Genomic DNA, 18,075 nt, shown 5'->3' on the forward strand with positions numbered 1-18,075 from the left:
AATAGATTATAGAATTTTAACATTACCAGAAGAATATGAGTCTGGCTCGCTGCTAATCTCGGTAAAGTGATCAGGTGCCACTCTTGCTTTGATTTTCATGGCAATGATATAAACAAGTGCTGAAGCAATGATGGACTGGACAGCTGGGAGGCCAAAAGAATGTACATATTGAGTATAATAGCCGACAAAAGTTCCTGCTATTAATGCGATGGTCGCCATCCAATTCCATCCTTTATTATCGGTCCATTGCTGTTTTCTGATAAAAAAGAAATCTGCCATCATAACACCGCCAATGGCTGGATAAATTAAAGCCGTCATATAAAGAAAATCCATAAAATAATCGAGTATGCCTGCTAAAGCAATGACAATGGAAATAATCGTACCAGCCAAAGTCAGCAAGGCTCTCCCTTTATTCGAGTTAACATTCAGCATATTAGCCAATGCCAGACCCATACTATAGTTATTGACCAATTGACTGGTCCAAGTGGCTAACCATAAGATGAGGAATCCCCATACCGGAAATCCTAAGTTCATCATGACATTTACAATATCCGCATCGCCAACCCCTATGGACATGATGGCGCCTACATAGAATAGCGGAAAACCAACGGCAATTATGCCCAAGGGAATTAGTACGTTGTCTTTTACTGCAGGCTTCGCATAGCGTGTATAATCTGAGGCAATGACCCATTGTGAAACATTTATGCCAATTACTAAACTGACGGCAGCAAGAAAAGTCATTTGTGGTTCAGGGTTCCAGGATGCTATCTTTTCCCAGCCGATATTTTTTAAAGCATAGAAAATGCCGCCTGCAATTAATAATAATCCAGCAGGGACAGCTAAATAATCTGTCCACTTCATGGAGGAGTATCCAATAATAGATGGAAGGGCAAATAGAAGGCCGGCAATGATGGTTACAATGGCCCAAAGGAACCACTCAGTCTGATAATCTATTCCAAACATCGCTGCTATGGCATTTCCTGCCACAGCTGTCTGGAGTGCCCACCACCCCATTGAAACGATAAATATAGTCAATCCTACAATAAATCGTGCCTGATTGGACCCAAAGCTTGTTCTGGCAATTACTGACGATGAGCGGCCAGTTTTTGCACCGATGTATCCTGCAAGGGCATTACCGATCCATTGAAAAATAAACAAAGCTGCTGCCAGGATCCAGAATAGCTTCCCGAGACCAAAGCTTGCTGTCAATGTTGCACCAACCATTAAAACTGGAATTGTAAATTCAAGTCCCCCAAAAATGATGGCAGGTGATATCCAGTGCTGCCTTTCATTTATAGGCACAGAAGCAAGAGCTTCATCTTTTCCTCCGCTTTTTCTTAAAGACACATCCTCCATCCCTGTCCAACTCCTTATGATTTTATATCGGAATATTCTGTAAAATTTCCTTATAATAAAGACCTTGCCCATGCAAGGTCTTTATGGGGAAAATGGTTAACCAACCAATACCCACACAATTTCACAATCTTCATCACTGTCATTATAGGCAATATGTTCTTGCCCTGCAGGAATAAAGGTTGCATCTCCGCTTGAAACCCGATAGGTTCTTCCCTTCGTTTCTGTTACAATTGAACCTTTTACTATAATCGAATATTCATTTTCTTTATGATTCGAAACTCCTGTTAAAGGGACTCTCTTTCCTGGAGGAATGACAACCGTTCCAACTTTCAAGTCTCCAGCTAATGCTTTTTGTGAGAATACTGTTTTAAGAGGAACTGCGGCATTTGAATCAATCTGGATATTCTCTATATTTAATACGTCCACTTTATTCACCTCTTGTCTGACGTTCTTCTGTTAAACCTTCGACAGCATATGTTTTCTCGTTTACTTTTACCCCAAAGTCCGCTTCTGCCTGCGATGCAGTGATATAGCCATTTTTCACATCTTTGGCTACTTTTTCTGCAGGGCGCTTGAAAGGTTCTCCATATCCGCCGCCTGTGGCAGTGACTAATTTTACGACATCACCTTTATTCAGCGGGTACCTGGGATAGATCCCAAATGGGCCATCGGTTTCACCATTTGCTTTTTCAATATAAACCTTGTTAGCTGAACCTTCTTTGCCCTCATTCATGCCCCAAGGAACAAACTTATTTCGTCCAAATGTTACAGAAACCATTTGATTGTCAGTTAAGGCTTTATATGAACGAATAACACCTGAACCGCCAATAGACTCTCCTGCTCCTGCTCCATCCGTATGCAAGCTGTACTCATCTACCATAATTCCATACCTTGTTTCAGCCACTTCAACTGGGACATTATATGTTTCACCATCACCAATGCAGAATTGCCCTCTTGCACCATCCTGACCTTCAGATGCACCCCAGCCGCCAACTGAAGGTTCAACAATTAAAAATGGTTCATCTGTATCCTGATGCAATCCTGATAATACGACCGAACAAACTGATAAAAGGTGACCGGCATTAAGCCTATGTGGAATCACAGGAGCAAGAGCCTTCCAGATCAAATCAGCTCCCGCAAGCATGCTCTCCCAATAGATTGAAACAGGAGCTGGCCGTTCTGCTGAAAGAACTGAACCTTTATCCGTAATAACCTCCAATGGGCGAAACACTCCATCGTTCGCATCTTGAGATGGGTTCGTAATGGCAAGGAAAATCGTTCTTACTGCCGAGACAAGTGCAGTATAAGAACAGTTTACAGGTCCTGGAACCTGAGGATGGCTGCCCCTAAAATCAGCAACAAATTTATCATCAGAGATGGTTACTTTAACTTTGATCTTGAATGGCCCATTTCCAAAGCCATCATCATCAATAAATCCTTCTGCATGAAAAGTGCCCTTTGGCAGTTTGGTTAATTCCTGACGCGCAAGCTGTTCGCCGTGGTCAAGGAGATAATCTACTGATGATAAAAATAATGGCTTCCCATGCTTTTCACATAATTCCTTAACCCGTTTTTCACCTGTTTTAAGGGCTGCAACCTGAGCCCACATATCTCCCAGCGACAATTCCGGGAATCGGACATTCGCTTCAATGATATCGACAATAGCCTGATTGATTTCGCCTTCATTGAAAAGCTTTACACTTGGAAATTGCAAGCCTTCCTGAAATATATCTGTAGCATCGTTGCTGAAGGAACCTGGATCTTTTCCTCCCACCTCAGTCCAATGGGCCTTATTGGCAGAGAAAGCAACAATTTCTCCTTTATAAAATATCGGCATCACCAGTCCCACATCCGAAAGATGGGAACCGCCTCCGCCATATGAATCATTAATGATGATAATATCGCCCTCTTTTAGCTTTCCATCCCCGAATTTCTTGAGTGTTTGCTTTACCATATCTGAAAGCATCCCAATAAATCCTGTAACACCATTCCCTTGTGTCAAAAGCTGGCCCTTCGCATCGGTAAGACCGCTCGCATAATCCAGGACTTCATAAATAATAGGGCTCATTGATGTTTTGGCAAGGGCAATAAACATCTCATCTCCGATGGCAACAAGTGAATCTTTCACAATCTCAAGTGTAAATGGATCTACTTTACTGCGGACAATTTGCGTCATTTATTCCACCCCTGTTTCAATGATTAGATTTCCGTACTCATCTACAGTCAAGGACTGACCTGGATAAATAACCGTAGAAGCAGACTGTTCCTCTACAATGGCTGGCCCGGAAATTTGCATGCCTTTCCCAAATAAACTCCGGTAATATACTTTTGTTTCAACCCAGCCTTCCTCTTCAAAATAGACCGGCCGTGTTTCTTTGTATGCTTCTTGTATGTCGCTGCTTATAGAACTAATTTTTTTCATCTGAGGTTTTAGTACTTTCCCAAAAGCTGTTAAATGCAGATTTACAATTTCTGCTGGTGTACCTTCAAGCTTAAAGGTATAGTGCTGTTCATGAAGATCGCCAAAGCGCTTAACTACTTCTGAGAGGGTTTCCTTAGACCATTTCCCATTCGGAACAGGAACCTTTACAGTATGCTCCTGCCCAAGATATCGAATATCTGCAAATCTCGTAAATAAGACCTTTTCTTCCGAAACGCCCTCTTCCTGATATTGGTTAAGTGCTTGAGCTTCAATTGAATTCCATTCGTTATTCAGCTCAGCAGGATCGAGTTCATTTATTCTTCTGATATATGTCTGGATGTAGTCATGCCTTAAGTCAGTCATGAGCATTCCCCATGCAGAGAACACGGAAGAGGCGACTGGAACAATCACTTTTTTCACACCCAGCTCTTTAGCCAATGCAGGTGCATGCATCGATCCGCCGCCGCCAAAAGCGACCAATGAAAATTCACGGGGATTATGACCTTTTCTTACTGAAATAAGCTTCAATGCATTCAGCATATTGGAGTTTGCAATTCGAATAATCCCTAATGCAGCTTCTTCAACCGTCATTTCAAAATGATCAGCAACCTTCTCTTTAATGGCCGCCTTTACTTTCTCCAAATCTACTTCATAATCGAAATTCTCCGGAGAAAGCCTGCCAGTGAGCAAGTTGGCATCTGTGGTTGTTGGTTCTGTTCCGCCTTGACCATACGCCACAGGACCAGGCAGCGCGCCTGCAGATTGCGGACCAACCTTTAAAGAACCAGCTCCATCGATCCATGCGATTGAACCCCCGCCGTTGCCGATTTCAACGATATCAACAACAGGTACTTTTATTGGATAACCAGCACTCCGCTCATTTTTTTCAATAAAGTAATCCGTTGAAACCTTTACCTCCCCCTGATTAATCAGAGAACATTTCGCTGTAGTCCCGCCGATATCAAAAGCAATGATATTTTTCTCATTCAATATTTCACCAAGAACTGCAGCACCATAAATCCCTGCTACAGGTCCGGACTCTACCATATTAATAGGGGTTTGTTTTGCACTATTGAAGGTTGTTGTACCTCCGTTTGACTGCATTATGTAATTTTGGCTGTCAGTCTTGTTTTCTACTAATTTATTATGCAGACGGTTTACATAGGTAGCCGCAATGGGCTTAACATATGAATTAAGAACCGTAGTACTGGTCCGTTCATACTCCCGCCATTCCTTAGTCACTTCATACGATGCTGTAACGGCTGCTTCAGGCCATAGCTTTTTTATTAATTCCACTGTCTCGATTTCATGAACAGGATTAACATAAGAGTGTAAGTAGGCGACAGCAATAGCTTCTACTTTTTGTTCCTTGAAATAGGTAATAACAGCTGTTAACTGTTCCTTGTTTAACGGAGAAAGTACCTCACCTTTATAATTCAGGCGCTCCTCTACTTCCTGGCGTAAATAGCGCTCAACAAAAGGCACCGGCTTTTCGTATCGAACATTAAACAAGTCCGGTCGGTTTCCTCTTGCAATTTCAAGAACATCCCGGAATCCCTTTGTAGTAATTAAACCAGTCTTTACGCCTTTTCGTTCTGTAAGTGCATTGATAATGACCGTGGTACCATGGATAAAAGTCTTGATGGCTGTCTGATCGATTTCACTTTTTTCAATAACGTCGATCACTCCCTTTTCAAAATTGGGAGGTGTGGTATGGCTTTTAGCAACCCCAATTTCACCTTCATCATTGACATAAACCAGGTCAGTAAATGTCCCGCCAATATCTGTAGCTACACGCATGATACTCCACCTTTCGTTAAATAAGATATTTATAATCAGCCAATTAAAAAATAACTGGCGTCAAAACGCAAAGTAATCTTGATTCTTCATTTATGGGATTTTCCATCGTGTGAGGGTAAGTGGATGGAAAGTGAATGGAATCACCTTCCCTGACAACATATTCCTTCCCATCTACATGAAAAATAACAAATCCCTTTAATACGTAATAATATTCCTCACCTGGGTGGCCAAATTGCTGTATCTGTTTTTGGTTCGGGGCTAATGTAACCAAGAGCGGTTCAAGGTTTCTGCCTGGAAATTCACCATTTACTCGAACATAAGTAAACTCCGAGCCCTTGATATTAAACGGCTTATGTTCACTGGCCTTCACCATAAAATTCTGATTTGGTTTCTCATCTTCGAAAAACTCAGAAATCTTAACATTAAGTGCATCCGCTATTTTCTTTAAAGAGGTAATAGCTAATGAAGTTGCCCCTCTCTCTACTTGAGAAAGGAAGCTGATTGACAAATCAGTTCGTTCACTTAATTCCTTTAGGGTATAACCATGCTGAAGTCTTAAATCTTTAATTTTCTTATAAATTTCTTCCATAATGAACTCCTTTGAAGCAGAACTGAAAAATTATAGTGTAGATGTAATTTATTTTAGTAATACTGTAATTAATCGTATAATATCATAAAATATTTTAAATTAAAAGAAAATTTAAAATAAATAAAAGGCTTTTAGAAATGAACACCTGCTCTTTGCATCCTGAAAGCTAAAGCTGCAAACCTGAAATGAAGAATAAAAAAATCCGGCTTTCATATATGAGAACCGGAATAGATTAACTTTAATATGAACCCTCATTGTTGAACAAGCTGCCTATTACCCTCTGATACATCTTCTCTTTGCCTGCTGGCTTTGGACCATTGCCAGCAAAAGATGAATATGAGTATAATGTCAATCGCGTCCCCGCCATAATACATGATCATCCCTCCTATTTCCGCCTGATCAGCGGATACACCAGCAGGCGGATGAGCATAAATGTACTTTGAAAGGATCCCATGCCCTGCCAAAGCAAAAACGAATACAAGTGCACGGTACAGAAAAGGAATCCGGTGAGGGATCGGATCAAAATAAATCATTGACACAGTAAATAAATATCCTGCCAGGAATACATGGAAATGAACAATGAGATGAATAAGAATGCTCTCGTGCATAAGCGAGTAAAGAGAGGTTGTATATAATAACCAAAGCCCTCCTATATTAAGGAAGGATGCCATAATGGGATGGGTAAACATCCGCGAAATCCAGCTCTTCAGAACCCTTGAAAGCCTTCTTGCTAAAGGAACACTTAGCGTTCGCAGCAAAAGCGTCATGGGCGACGCAAGTGTCATGAGCAACGGTCCAAGCATGCCTAAAAACAAATGACTGAACATATGTGCCGAAAAATCTGAATGGGCACGGTCAGCAAGGGGTCCTATTACGGCTGCGACAGCGAAAAAAACGCCAAAAATCCAGCAGACAGTCCGGTATACCGGCCATGGCTTATGATTCCTGCTGGAGACGAACACAGCAAGGATGTATATGAATAAACCCAGCACAAACGGCAATGCCGCGAGTAATTGAGGGATTAAATCAGCTGCAGGAGTTCCGTCAATATAATGAATATGATTATTGTTCATATGGGACAGCCTTTTCAGCTTGTTGTTTCTTGTTTGTACGAATAACAAGGATAAGACCGATTATGATCATGAATGCAGCAATTGCATTCCATATAAGATCGTAGATAAATACATTCTCTACATAACGAATTTGATGTATCCGCATTAATTTGTGCTGGATGGTACCATCATATAACTGGAAACCGCCCGCACCAACCAGCTTCCCACCCCACCACCTCTTCAAGCACAATGCATTTCGCCGACGAATATCAGCAAAAATAAACAAGCCTCCAATTGTCGCAAACCAACTGAAAGCATGAAAAAGCCCGTCGGAGATAAGTCCAATATCCGTAGTGGATTTGTCATAAAAATGATGCCAGTGCAGCAGCTGATGAAAAATTGTCTCATCTATAAAGGCAGCAAACCCAATGCCAAACAGCACACCAGACCACAGATTGCGGGCTGAGCTGGCAGGATGGTTTGATTTAGCTGAACGATTATGTTCAGTAGCCATAACCTTATTCCTCCATTCGTATCCTGACGATATCCCGAGTACACCCATCATTCTATCCAGAATGAGCAAACATTACTCGAATTTATCACCTTCAAAGAGCTATCTGTTTGATAATAAATACCCCCTTTTAAAGTGAAATATCAAACTGTCAGGATTTTGTTGTAAATTGAAATAATCTTTTTCCTCTTTCAGACTTATTTCCTTATTGGAATCCAAACAAAAGAATAACAGCAGAACATTTTTTCTATGGAGTGACTCATTTTAAATAAGATGACTCTTAAGATTTAAATTACCTAACCAATTCGTACACAGCTCATTTTTTAATTCTAAACTGTTTAAATTTTTAGAAAATAATGCTATAATTAAAAAACAAAACATAGTTTTATATATAAAACACAAAAGTGTTTTTTATATAAATATTTCTAGGAGGGATTACATGTTTATCAAGAAAAGTGGAGCTGTGCTCCTATTAGTTTTAGCCTTATTTTTAGCAGGATGTTCTGGTGGCGGAAACGCTCCAGCAACAAACGAAGCCGGGAAGAAATTGACCGAGATTACTTTTTCTGAACCAGCTAGAATTCTCTCTTTGGCACCTTTTTATGTAGCAGTTGAAAAAGGCTTTTTGAAAGAAGAAGGAATTAAAGCTGAAATTGCCTCTGGTGGCGGTGGTTCACAAGTTATTGCTTCTGTTTTATCAGGACAAGCTCAATTTGCCATCTCTGGACCCAGAAGTATGTTTGTACCATTGGAAAAAGGTGAAGATCTTGTAGCAATTCAATCTTTAAATTCAGCGCTCACCTTTGAAATTGCCCTATCTAATGAATACATAGAAGAAAAGAAAATAAATATGGATGCTCCCCTTAAAGACCGTGTTGCTGCATTAGAAGGTGCAAGCATCGGAACAAATGTAGTAGGCGATTCAGGGGACATTTATACGAGATATTTAATGCAATTACATGGCATTGATCCATCGTCAGTTAAAATTGTCAAATTAGCCGGCACTGGACCTAAAATTGGCGGTATGAAGGAAGGCGTTGTTTCAGGCGGGATCAGTTCACCTCCATTTGCCGCACAAGTCAAGGATGAAGGTGTAGGAGAACTAGTGATTAAAGCGAGTGAAGAGCCCACATATGCGAACATGGTTTGGGAAGTTGTATTTGCAGATCGGGAATATCTTGAAGAAAACCCTGACATAGCAGCTAAAGTAGTGCGGGCTATTGGAAAAGGAATCGAGTTTACCCGTGAAAATCCAAAGGATGCTGCAGAGTCCATAGCTTCCTATTTCGAAGGAACTGACCTTAAGGTTTTGGAAAATTCATTAATAGACTTAAAAGATACCTTCCAGGGTTATGGAGAAATGACTAAAGAATCTTGGGATAATGCTCAAGTTCCTTTGGTTGAATTTGGAGATTTAACTGGAATTACCAAGGAACAGAATACAGAACCTGGGGGTATTTGGACAAACGAATATATAGAGGAAGCATTTCCTAAATAATTCTTAATGAAAAGTGGTGAATATAGTGAGCGGAGCAGCGATTGGACAGGGTTATAAACTATCATCAAATGATCTTGACGTAACTTATGTGAACAATAAAACGGGTGCAGAAGTCATTGCGCTTCAAGATATTAATTTGAATATTAAGGAAGGCGAATTTATTTGTATCGTTGGACCCAGTGGATGTGGTAAAACAACCTTTTTAAATACAGTGGCCGGTCTAATAAAACCAAGCAGAGGTTCCATTTTACTCGATGAAAAAAAAATAAATGGACCGGGCATTGATCGATCTGTTGTCTTTCAAACTCCAAGTCTCTTTCCTTGGCGTACTGTTATTCAGAACGTGCTATATGGCGTGGAGATTCAAAAACGAGTGTCCAGGGAAACTAAGATAAAGGCAAAAGAGTATATTGAGATGGTTGGGCTGAAAGGATTCGAAAATCATTATCCTCATGAGTTATCTGGAGGTATGCAGCAGCGTGTCAATCTTGCAAGAGCATTGACAGTAGAGCCTTCTCTTTTATTACTGGATGAACCATTCTCTGCGCTTGATGCTCAAACACGGGAATTTATGCAGAAAGAGTTACTTCGAATTTGGAATGAAACTAAGAAAACAAGCTTGTTTATTACCCACCAAATAGATGAAGCCGTATATTTGGCAGATCGGGTATTCGTATTTGGAGCAAGACCAGGCAGAGTTGTCGATATAGTGGATGTTACAATTCCAAGACCACGGGATTTAAATATAAAACGCGATCCTGAATTTTTAAAGCAAATAGATTATATTTGGTCTTTGATAGAAAAAGAATCTACTAAACAAGGTTTTCATTAAAGGGAAAGGAGCGGGCCATGGCAAACACTGAAATTACTCAGGAAACAAGGAAGCTCATAAAGGAAAAGCCAAAAGTTTTAAGAAAGAAAGACTTTACTATCGTGATAAGTGTCTTCTCGGTTGCTTTATTTATATTAGGGTGGGAATTAGTTTCGAAAAAAGAATGGATTGATCCACTGTTTGTCAGTTCTCCTTCCGAGATATTTCAAGCTGCTGTTGTAATGGTGCAGGAACCTGCATTTTGGAGCAATATGGGCGTAAGCGGCTATGAGTTTGCAATAGGCTTTGTTTTCGCCGTCCTTATCGGGATACCTATTGGTGTACTTTCGGGCTGGAATAAAATTTTTAATGCCATTGTAAACCCTTTTATTTCCGGATTATACGTTACACCAAAAGTAGCTTTATTACCTGTAATCGTTATTGCATTAGGAATTGGGGTTGAATCCAAAATGCTGATTGTCTTTTTGATGGCATTCTTCCCAATTGTTTTAAATGCACAAAAAGCAATGCAAACACTGGATCAAAACTTGATAAAAGCCGCTCGCACCTTTACAGCCAGCGAGTTTCAAGTTTTTAAAACGATTGCTTTGCCTTCGACTGTTCCGTTTTTATTAGCAGGTATCCGTTTGGGTATTGGTCAAGGTTTGATCGGGGTAGTAGTCGGTGAATTATTTGCTTCATCTGCAGGTATTGGTTTTCAATTAACCATTGATGGCCAGAATTTACAAACAGCCAGAATGTTCGTTGGGATATTTGTTATTACGATAACTGGTCTTATCCTTTCTGGATTAGTTGGATTATTAGAGAAACATTTTTCTTCATGGCGGCCGCAAAATGATTAACTCTGAGTTATAAACTATGCCCCTCTCAAATTTGAGAAGGGCTTTTTAGTGACTTAATTACAATATAAATCTACTATATCCGCAGCTTGATGCTTTTACAAATCAAAAATAATCCCCATCATTGAGTAAATAATAACCGTCGAAAACAGGACTGTCATATGAACAAGCTAAAAGATAAACAGTGATTTTGCCCATTTTTCCGGGTCCATCCGTTTATAGCCGTACACACTGAGCGCCAGCCAGGCAATTCCCAAAAGCAGGGCCACCAGCATAAGGCCAATGCTTAAGGAGCCTAACAGGAAACTGATTCCGATCAAAACATTCAATCTGGATATAGGGTCTCTTATCCCCTTTTGCATATTGGTTTGTTAGGAATAATCCTGACTGACCAAATATATAAATGAAGTAAATATATTATTATTGGTGGGATAATAAAATGAGGTATGTTTTTGACCAGGGGGAAATTCTAGATGAATCTAAGGTTTCAGTTAGCATAAGAAATAAAGGTCTAAATTATGGATTAGGATGCTTCGAGGGAATTAGGGCTTACTGGAATGAATATCAAAAACAATTATTCATTTTTCGAATTTGGGATCATTATAAACGCTTAAATGAATCTGGAAATTCTCTACATATACAAGTTCCTTATACACCAATACAATTAATTAAATGGACAATCCAGTTATTAAGACAAAATAATGTCCGGGAGGATGTATATATACGGCCTATGTGCTTTAAGGGGGCAAATACACTGCGTCCTGATTTAACAGATCCTTTTAATAGGGTTACAATTTATTGCACAGCATTTGAATATAAACCTAAGCCGGCCTTAAAGGTTTGTGTTTCTTCATGGAGCCGTACAGGTAATAATATGATTCCGCCTCAGGCAAAATCAACGGGAAATTATTTGAATTCTGGATTGGCAACTACGGATGCACTTTTAAATGGTTTTGATGAAGCTATATTTTTAACGGATGAAGGAAATGTAAGTGAGGGGCCAGGAGAAAATATTTTCATCGTGAAAAATAACAGGTTAATTACCCCGCCAATATCCGATAATATACTCGCAGGGATTACGCGGGATACTGTCATTCAAATTGCTAAAAATCACTTATTTCTCTCAGTTTCTGAACACAGTCTGTCAAGAACGGAACTATACTCTGCTGATGAAGTGTTTTTCACTGGCACAGCAATAGAAATCAAACCTATAATTAATATTGATCATAGGAAAATAGGAAAAGGGATTGAAGGGGATTTGACTAAAAAAATTCGCTTTCATTATGAAAATATTGTGAGAGGAAACAATCCCCATTATTTAAGCTATTGTACACCGGTGTATTAACACTTAAAATCTTTAGTATTTCGCTTAATTTTATTAGAATATCATTTAAGTAATGGATATTTTGGAAGTTCCCTTCTCGTCAAAATAAGGGTGCAAACCTTTCTTAAGCTTGATTCATTAGATAGTCCTGTTTTATAAGTCACCCTTTCTACCCTGATAAAACCACAAGAAAAAGCGTTAATCTTAACGATTAACGCTTTTCAATAATCTAAATCCATTCAATTGACAACCTTTTCTATGGAGTCTATAGCCATTATTCCCCATAAAAATCTAAAAGTTATAAATCAAAAATAATCCCCATAATCGAGTAAATAATAACCGTTGAAAACAGGACTGTCATATGAACAAGCGAAAAGATAAACAGTGATTTTGCCCATTTTTCCGGGTCCATCCGTTTATAGCCGTACACACTGAGCGCCAGCCAGGCAATTCCCAAAAGCAGGGCAACCAGCATAAGGCCAATACTTAAGGAGCCTAACAGAAAACTGATTCCGATCAAAATGATTAAATATATATTCGTCTGGATATATGTTCTTCTGACACCCTTTACAACTGGCAGCATCGGAACGTTTGCCGCTTTATATTCATCATGCTTCCGAATGGCAATCGCATAGAAGTGCGGCATTTGCCAAATGACAGTGATGATAAATAGGCCAAGGATCGCAGGATGCGTGATATCCGGATGGATGGCAGCCCAGCCAATCAGCGGCGGCATCGCACCGGAAATGCTTCCGATCTCCGTATTGTAAATGGTTCTTCGCTTGCTCCACATCGTATATGGGACCACATAAAAAAATAGCCCCAAAAACCCGAGGAAGCCCGCTAAAGGAGTCGTGAAGGCAAGAGCGAGAATTCCAAAAACAGACATGAAGGCACCAAGCCACAAAACCTGTTTTGGCTTGATTTCCCCTGTGACAGTTGGTCTGCTTTGGGTCCGCTTCATAATCGAATCGATGTCACGGTCATATAAATTATTAAAAGCCCCGGCTGCCCCCATTACCAGGCTTGAGCCAATAAAGGCCAGTAAAATCTCAGGCAGCTTCTCCAGAAGGCCGAAGTCGTAGGTATATAAGGCCAATGTTAATCCTGCAAACATCGGGATCAGGTTAGATTTGATAATCCCTGTCTTGACTGTCAGTGCGAGGATCTTTGATAATGGCCGTCCCTGCATTTTCAGGGTTGCTTCCTCTTTCATGATCGATCTATTCCCCTTTTACTAATTATCTCTCATCTCTATCTAAAAAAATACTAATTAGATTAACAGTATACACTTATTATAACAGGAGTTGCCACATAATGATTTCTGAAAAATCACTGTGCTGAAATGCTGATGGCAAATTGAAAAGAGAACCTTGCTCAGATGCATAGTTCTCTTTGTCCATTCTACCATTATTCACATTGTAAAGGGGATTATAATCGTGACAGCTTTGTATCACTTTACTGGATACGCAGTCTAAAAAATAATTCCCCCCTCGCCTGCTGCAATTTCTTCACGTTCTGCCTTCTGCATATAACTTTCTTTTTCAAAGGTATGGATATACCTGCTTAATTTATAATAGCCAATATCATTGACAGTATAGAAAACAACTGTAGGTTTTCCATTTTGATAGAAGAAATGAGGATGCAGGATATCGGGAATTTCATTCAGTTCATCCCATGGGTGAATGAAATTCAAGTAATCTTCTATGCTGGAATCTGTATCTGCATCGTCTATTTCAGAAAGCATTTCTTCCTTGTAATCATCCGTAAACGGCAATATCCGATCCTGACCCCAGGAACAGCCATGCCACATTGCACCAAATTCATGAAGCTCATGCCATGCAATCGCCGCCTGCAGATAAGATAATGGAGACCTGTCACCATCAATCGCACCCATAAAATCATCCAGGGCTATTTCAGGCTTAGGCGGACTAAGAAACATTTCATCTAAACGGTCACAGTTGTCAGGATGAGGAAATTTCTCTGAAGCTGGGATCGCCCAGACAATGCCATTGCCATTTCCTCCGCTGAAATATTGATAGCCTCTTAGTTTGTATTCTTTCTTTATCTTTAATTGAGAGAAGCCATGAATAATATCTTCTGGATTTTCAGCCGAAATGCTCCAGCCGTCTGTTGGTTCAATTCGGTCATCTGCAGAATTCACAAGCAGATTAGGTCTAGCCGCTGAAGCTGTGAAAATGGTCAGGTTTTTCATGTATGATTATCTCCCTTTAATTTGTCTATCTTTGTTTATCATTATAAAATATAGGCCTATTAAATTTTCGGATGGGTGGAACAGGAAAACTAAAACACCTGCCCTTTTGTCCTGTACGGTACATGAAGGTCAGGTGTTTATTTTGGAAAAAATTATTTTTGATGAAGAAGCGAAGAAGAATTTATGGAGAGCTTCATTGATTGTTCAATTTATAAATCTGCCTGGAGTGTTCAGAAATCTTTTGGTCATAATATGCAAGGTCATGCTTCGTAGCCACGGATGCATTAATATCAGTAATCTGTTCAATTGCCTGGTCAGCCTTTGCATCAATAACAGACAATTTTTCATTCGCTTCGGTTATGTTCACATTTGCAGCAGCTACACTGCGAATCAATTGCTGTATTAGGTCTTCATGCCTTTTAAGGTCTGCTGTAAGCCTTTTGTCCATAGAAATAACTTTATTATCTAATGATTCAAGCTTATTCAGGATTAAATTAAGCGTTTTATCCAATTCTATCACCTCCCTTAAGACAAATTATATCAGGTTTACTGGAAATGTGTCGAAGCTTCGCATGAATACCTGAATCTAAATTAGTGTCTCCTGGATTATAAATGGGGAGGTGATATGCTGACTGGGTACAAATAATCGTATTCATTATTTAAAAATTAGTGGAAGCATATAATTCGGATGACCGCGCAGAGGTTAGCAGGAAATACTCGTAATCTTCAACCTTAAGCTCTTCCCTGTTAATCCTGGTTTCTTCCTTCACCTTTCCCTCTCCAGCAGACTCCATACCCGGCCTTATAAATCTGTCTGTCAAGAAGAGGGTGCTGAGAAGGGCAAAAATGATCAGCAAATTTTTTTTCATAATTGTTTAGACTCCTTGCAATGTTAAATTTTTACTTTTGATTAATTCGCACATCCCTTTAAAACAGCCATCCGGCAGTTAAAGAAATTGAAGGATTGCTAAAGCTCTAAAAAACCCCTCTTAATTTACTAAGAAGGGTTTTTTAACAGTTCCATTGGGTTATTCAATTCACTTTTCCAAGGGTTTTCACAGAGTATTGGTCCAAATTTTGTTTTTACCAGCATGGCGGCCGAACCATTTGCATATTCCAATAAAGAAAACGAACCTGCGGGCGTTTCAGCCTGTATATCAACTCTTGAAGGGCAGCTCTTCATTGCATCCATTATTTCTGCTGCTGTATGAATAGGGATCGGATCAGGAGCACGCAGGATAATATCAAGATCGCTCTCCGCTGTTACAGTCACATTTCCGGTGGCCAGTTCAAACCCGGCACTTCCCCCTGGCCCCCATACCAGTTTATGTTTTGCCAATATCTCACTTGCTATTGTAAGAGATACGAATACAGGTGATGGCTTCTTATCCCAAAGAGTGCTTTCAATTAAATCCTCAGGCTTGATTTGGTAAATAAACGCATCATCTGGTATAAAGGCACCGAATCTTTCATTCCTTGCCCTCCCCCTAATCCCAACAGCGATCTGCTCTTTCGGAGCATGCGCCCTCCGGACAACCACATATGGTGCCACGTTCAGTGCTTGAATCGCCCAGTCCGGTATTGGTGAGTGGCTTATGAGATGCTTTGCGTCAATCTTCAATAAGTCATGCGGCTCGATCACCATTGGTCCGCCAGCATCTTTCTGACTAAAATGGAAGCGGATCTTCCTCCTTCTTTGGCATAATCCGAGGAAAGCCTGCCGCTCAAATCACGCGGACTATTTTTTATATCCTCAATGGCTGCCTGAATCCTGTTAAAGATTACATCACGGTCAGCTTCCCCTGGTGCGTCAGCATTTAAATCGGAAATTAGTCCATGGAGCGCACCCAATTTTTCAAATGACCGGATATCATAAGCCATTGACGGCACTTTTTTTGTTGCTTCTTCAAGCTCTTCAATGGTTCTCTGCGTGATTCTTGCAGCTGATTTCTTGGACATAACATGGACATTGACGCCTTCATCACCCAAGGCGATTAATCGGTTCGCCTGCAATCCATGAGATAAAAAGGCACCTGAAATAGCCTTTCCTGGAATAAAAGCAATGACCGGATGGCCTGCCAATCTTGCTGTTGCATAGGCATCAACAGCTGCAGCACATGCCTGATGGATTCCCAAAAGCTCTTCACGGTACCCATAGGCCTGGCTTGGAACATCAACGACCGCTACTATTGCGCGTTTTTCTTCTTTATATTGATCTTCTTCGATCGCGTCACGGACATGCTTGGCGATCATCCATCCCTGCTCCAGGCCAAATTCACCAGAGCGGGCTCGAGGGAATCGGCTTGATTCATCCGGGACAACGGCCAGGAAACGAACTGATTCATTGTTGATTTTTGAATCGGAACATAAAACCGAAGGAACTGCACTGATGTTTTTGCTGCCGGCTGACAAAAGGTTAAACCATCTATGTCCCCTGCTTTTAATTTTTACAACATGATTCTTATTTTCTCTATCCATCTCCTCTGAATGATAATAGTCAGATTCTGCCCACAAATCCTGCACTTTCTGAGGAGTGAGCACGGCTGAAGTATTGATAGAGCGAAGAAAAGAAAGATATTTTTCAACCTGTGAGCTTCTTGGCTTTTCCACAGGTCCCCGCAGGATCGCAGACAATATTGCTTTTCTGAAAGAGGCGATATTATCCTCGGCCTCAATATCGGCAAATCCGGAAGCCACCCTTTGTCTGCCTCCAATCGTACTCCAAATCTGCTGGCGGTCAGTTGAATCAAACTCCTGTATCCCTGCTTCCTGCTCGATTACCTCTGGCCCATTTAATCCAAGCCGTCCTTCACGGGTAATGATTAACGTGCTGCATAATCCTGCGTTAATGGACATCCCGCCAAATGCGCCAATTTTCCCGGGAATGACTCCAATAACAGGCACGTATTCCCTTAATGCCACGATCGCCGCGCCTATTTCGGCAATGGATAAGAGTCCGTAGTTGGCTTCCTGGAGTCTGACACCCCCTGTATCAAAGATAAAAATGGGGTAGATGGTATGGCCGGACTTATTTTCATCAAGTGCCCTTTCTAAAGCACCAGCTATCTTCGCACCGGAAACTTCTCCAATACCGCCTCCCTGAAAGCTGCTTTCTATGGAAATGACGAGTGCTGGCTTTCCCTCAATCTTACCTTTGCCGATCACAACCCCATCATCACTTTGGGGAACAATTCCCTGAGGTTCCAGATGTGGGGATTCAAGACCTTCAAATGGTCCCACTAGCTCCCTGAATGTGCCTTCATCCATAAGCACTCTTGCCCGCTCTCTGCCTCCGCACTCTACAAAGCTATTTTTTAATGTATCCAGCATTTCTGCCCACCTCCAATGCCTGTGAGAGCCTCAATGAGACAACGCCCGGAGTTGCCCCAAAATCATTGATTTTAATGTTTGCTGAAATATCATGATGGCTGAAAAACCGTTCTAATACCTTTTCCCATATTTGATTGAAGCCGGTTGTACCAGTCCGGACTGTTACATCTGCATATCCCTGGTCGGATGGCTCCATTAAAATCTCCAGGTCGCCTGATCCTACAACTCCCACATGGGCATTTGATTCAAGCATTTGAGTTGCAGGAAAGCGAAAGTTCAATTTCTCCATTCGGCAGCTCTCCTTCTG

The 18,075-nt window shown here is 40.7% G+C and carries 18 protein-coding genes and 1 pseudogene; 4 read left to right on the plus strand and 15 right to left on the minus strand.

Annotation, left to right across the window (positions count from 1 at the left end; all coding sequences use genetic code 11):
- Window positions 1-6 precede the first annotated feature (6 nt).
- From ACXAD1_RS13305 to ACXAD1_RS13335, 7 genes are all read right to left on the minus strand, one after another.
- The gene (locus ACXAD1_RS13305; RefSeq protein WP_474910274.1) at window positions 7-1,356 is read right to left on the minus strand and encodes a purine-cytosine permease family protein; all 1,350 of its coding nucleotides are present in this window, start codon (window positions 1,354-1,356) and stop codon (window positions 7-9) included.
- A 96-nt stretch (window positions 1,357-1,452) separates the two neighbouring features.
- Window positions 1,453-1,782 carry a cupin domain-containing protein gene (locus ACXAD1_RS13310; protein WP_312886280.1) on the minus strand — a complete coding sequence of 110 codons (330 nt, stop codon included), beginning with the start codon at window positions 1,780-1,782 and terminating at the stop codon, window positions 1,453-1,455.
- Between the two features lies 1 nt (window position 1,783).
- The gene (locus ACXAD1_RS13315; protein WP_474910275.1) at window positions 1,784-3,532 is read right to left on the minus strand and encodes a hydantoinase B/oxoprolinase family protein; all 1,749 of its coding nucleotides are present in this window, start codon (window positions 3,530-3,532) and stop codon (window positions 1,784-1,786) included.
- Window positions 3,533-5,578: a hydantoinase/oxoprolinase family protein gene (locus tag ACXAD1_RS13320; protein WP_474910276.1), complete on the minus strand. Its 2,046-nt coding sequence runs from the start codon at window positions 5,576-5,578 to the stop codon at window positions 3,533-3,535.
- Window positions 5,579-5,621: 43 nt separating this feature from the next.
- Entirely contained in the window at window positions 5,622-6,167 is a 546-nt protein-coding gene (locus ACXAD1_RS13325) for a helix-turn-helix domain-containing protein (RefSeq protein ID WP_370222343.1), read from the minus strand.
- A gap of 251 nt (window positions 6,168-6,418) precedes the next feature.
- Window positions 6,419-7,240 (minus strand): cytochrome c oxidase assembly protein, encoded by an 822-nt coding sequence (locus ACXAD1_RS13330; RefSeq protein WP_474910277.1) that lies wholly within the window; start codon window positions 7,238-7,240, stop codon window positions 6,419-6,421.
- A complete protein-coding gene (locus tag ACXAD1_RS13335) occupies window positions 7,230-7,733 on the minus strand; it encodes a DUF2243 domain-containing protein (protein ID WP_474910278.1) in 504 nt (167 codons plus the stop codon). Before ACXAD1_RS13335 ends, ACXAD1_RS13330 begins: the two co-directional genes overlap by 11 nt.
- Before the next feature lie 436 nt (window positions 7,734-8,169).
- Between ACXAD1_RS13335 and ACXAD1_RS13340 the strand changes: the two genes are divergently transcribed.
- Genes ACXAD1_RS13340 through ACXAD1_RS13350 form a run of 3 tightly spaced genes read left to right on the plus strand, consistent with a single transcriptional unit; the run spans window position 8,170 to window position 10,902 of the window.
- Window positions 8,170-9,228, plus strand: a complete 1,059-nt coding sequence (locus ACXAD1_RS13340) for an ABC transporter substrate-binding protein (protein WP_474910279.1) — start codon at window positions 8,170-8,172, stop codon at window positions 9,226-9,228.
- A gap of 25 nt (window positions 9,229-9,253) precedes the next feature.
- Entirely contained in the window at window positions 9,254-10,060 is an 807-nt protein-coding gene (locus ACXAD1_RS13345; RefSeq protein WP_206844099.1) for an ABC transporter ATP-binding protein, read from the plus strand.
- A 17-nt stretch (window positions 10,061-10,077) separates the two neighbouring features.
- Complete coding sequence (locus tag ACXAD1_RS13350) at window positions 10,078-10,902, plus strand: ABC transporter permease (protein WP_370222338.1); 825 nt, start codon at window positions 10,078-10,080, stop codon at window positions 10,900-10,902.
- 95 nt (window positions 10,903-10,997) lie between these two features.
- On the opposite strand, the pseudogene ACXAD1_RS13355 reads toward ACXAD1_RS13350, so the two are convergent.
- A pseudogene (locus ACXAD1_RS13355) lies at window positions 10,998-11,228 on the minus strand (protoheme IX farnesyltransferase); the annotation flags it as partial.
- Window positions 11,229-11,338: 110 nt separating this feature from the next.
- On the opposite strand from ACXAD1_RS13355, the gene ACXAD1_RS13360 reads away from it, so the two are divergent.
- The gene (locus ACXAD1_RS13360; protein ID WP_206844543.1) at window positions 11,339-12,244 is read left to right on the plus strand and encodes a branched-chain amino acid transaminase; all 906 of its coding nucleotides are present in this window, start codon (window positions 11,339-11,341) and stop codon (window positions 12,242-12,244) included.
- Window positions 12,245-12,521: 277 nt separating this feature from the next.
- On the opposite strand, the gene cyoE is transcribed toward ACXAD1_RS13360, so the two are convergent.
- The 7 genes from cyoE to ACXAD1_RS13395 form a co-directional block, all read right to left on the minus strand.
- Window positions 12,522-13,439, minus strand: coding sequence for a heme o synthase (gene cyoE, locus ACXAD1_RS13365; RefSeq protein WP_206844094.1), 918 nt, complete (start codon window positions 13,437-13,439; stop codon window positions 12,522-12,524).
- A gap of 258 nt (window positions 13,440-13,697) precedes the next feature.
- A complete protein-coding gene (locus ACXAD1_RS13370; protein WP_474910280.1) occupies window positions 13,698-14,438 on the minus strand; it encodes a hypothetical protein in 741 nt (246 codons plus the stop codon).
- A gap of 193 nt (window positions 14,439-14,631) precedes the next feature.
- Window positions 14,632-14,949: a hypothetical protein gene (locus ACXAD1_RS13375; protein ID WP_474910281.1), complete on the minus strand. Its 318-nt coding sequence runs from the start codon at window positions 14,947-14,949 to the stop codon at window positions 14,632-14,634.
- Between the two features lie 148 nt (window positions 14,950-15,097).
- Window positions 15,098-15,307 carry a hypothetical protein gene (locus ACXAD1_RS13380; protein WP_474910282.1) on the minus strand — a complete coding sequence of 70 codons (210 nt, stop codon included), beginning with the start codon at window positions 15,305-15,307 and terminating at the stop codon, window positions 15,098-15,100.
- Between the two features lie 128 nt (window positions 15,308-15,435).
- A complete protein-coding gene (locus ACXAD1_RS13385) occupies window positions 15,436-16,083 on the minus strand; it encodes a malonate decarboxylase holo-ACP synthase (RefSeq protein ID WP_474910283.1) in 648 nt (215 codons plus the stop codon).
- Entirely contained in the window at window positions 16,077-17,768 is a 1,692-nt protein-coding gene (mdcD, locus tag ACXAD1_RS13390) for a biotin-independent malonate decarboxylase subunit beta (protein ID WP_474910284.1), read from the minus strand. Before mdcD ends, ACXAD1_RS13385 begins: the two co-directional genes overlap by 7 nt.
- Window positions 17,746-18,057 (minus strand): malonate decarboxylase subunit delta, encoded by a 312-nt coding sequence (locus ACXAD1_RS13395; RefSeq protein ID WP_474910285.1) that lies wholly within the window; start codon window positions 18,055-18,057, stop codon window positions 17,746-17,748. The genes mdcD and ACXAD1_RS13395 overlap by 23 nt, the downstream gene beginning before the upstream one ends.
- Window positions 18,058-18,075: the final 18 nt, after the last annotated feature.

It is taken from the genome of Cytobacillus sp. ABV4_503, from assembly GCF_056158445.1.

Excerpts from the sequence above, each read along its gene's own strand:
- ACXAD1_RS13305 (WP_474910274.1), bottom strand. The coding sequence starts at position 1,356 with ATGGAGGATGTGTCTTTAAGAAAAAGCGGAGGAAAAGATGAAGCTCTT.
- ACXAD1_RS13315 (WP_474910275.1), bottom strand. The coding sequence starts at position 3,532 with ATGACGCAAATTGTCCGCAGTAAAGTAGATCCATTTACACTTGAGATT.
- ACXAD1_RS13320 (WP_474910276.1), bottom strand. The coding sequence starts at position 5,578 with ATGCGTGTAGCTACAGATATTGGCGGGACATTTACTGACCTGGTTTAT.
- ACXAD1_RS13325 (WP_370222343.1), bottom strand. The coding sequence starts at position 6,167 with ATGGAAGAAATTTATAAGAAAATTAAAGATTTAAGACTTCAGCATGGT.
- ACXAD1_RS13330 (WP_474910277.1), bottom strand. The coding sequence starts at position 7,240 with ATGAACAATAATCATATTCATTATATTGACGGAACTCCTGCAGCTGAT.
- ACXAD1_RS13335 (WP_474910278.1), bottom strand. The coding sequence starts at position 7,733 with ATGGCTACTGAACATAATCGTTCAGCTAAATCAAACCATCCTGCCAGC.
- ACXAD1_RS13340 (WP_474910279.1), top strand. The coding sequence starts at position 8,170 with ATGTTTATCAAGAAAAGTGGAGCTGTGCTCCTATTAGTTTTAGCCTTA.
- ACXAD1_RS13350 (WP_370222338.1), top strand. The coding sequence starts at position 10,078 with ATGGCAAACACTGAAATTACTCAGGAAACAAGGAAGCTCATAAAGGAA.
- ACXAD1_RS13360 (WP_206844543.1), top strand. The coding sequence starts at position 11,339 with ATGAGGTATGTTTTTGACCAGGGGGAAATTCTAGATGAATCTAAGGTT.
- cyoE (WP_206844094.1), bottom strand. The coding sequence starts at position 13,439 with ATGAAAGAGGAAGCAACCCTGAAAATGCAGGGACGGCCATTATCAAAG.
- ACXAD1_RS13370 (WP_474910280.1), bottom strand. The coding sequence starts at position 14,438 with ATGAAAAACCTGACCATTTTCACAGCTTCAGCGGCTAGACCTAATCTG.
- ACXAD1_RS13380 (WP_474910282.1), bottom strand. The coding sequence starts at position 15,307 with ATGAAAAAAAATTTGCTGATCATTTTTGCCCTTCTCAGCACCCTCTTC.
- ACXAD1_RS13385 (WP_474910283.1), bottom strand. The coding sequence starts at position 16,083 with ATGGTGATCGAGCCGCATGACTTATTGAAGATTGACGCAAAGCATCTC.
- mdcD (WP_474910284.1), bottom strand. The coding sequence starts at position 17,768 with ATGCTGGATACATTAAAAAATAGCTTTGTAGAGTGCGGAGGCAGAGAG.
- ACXAD1_RS13395 (WP_474910285.1), bottom strand. The coding sequence starts at position 18,057 with ATGGAGAAATTGAACTTTCGCTTTCCTGCAACTCAAATGCTTGAATCA.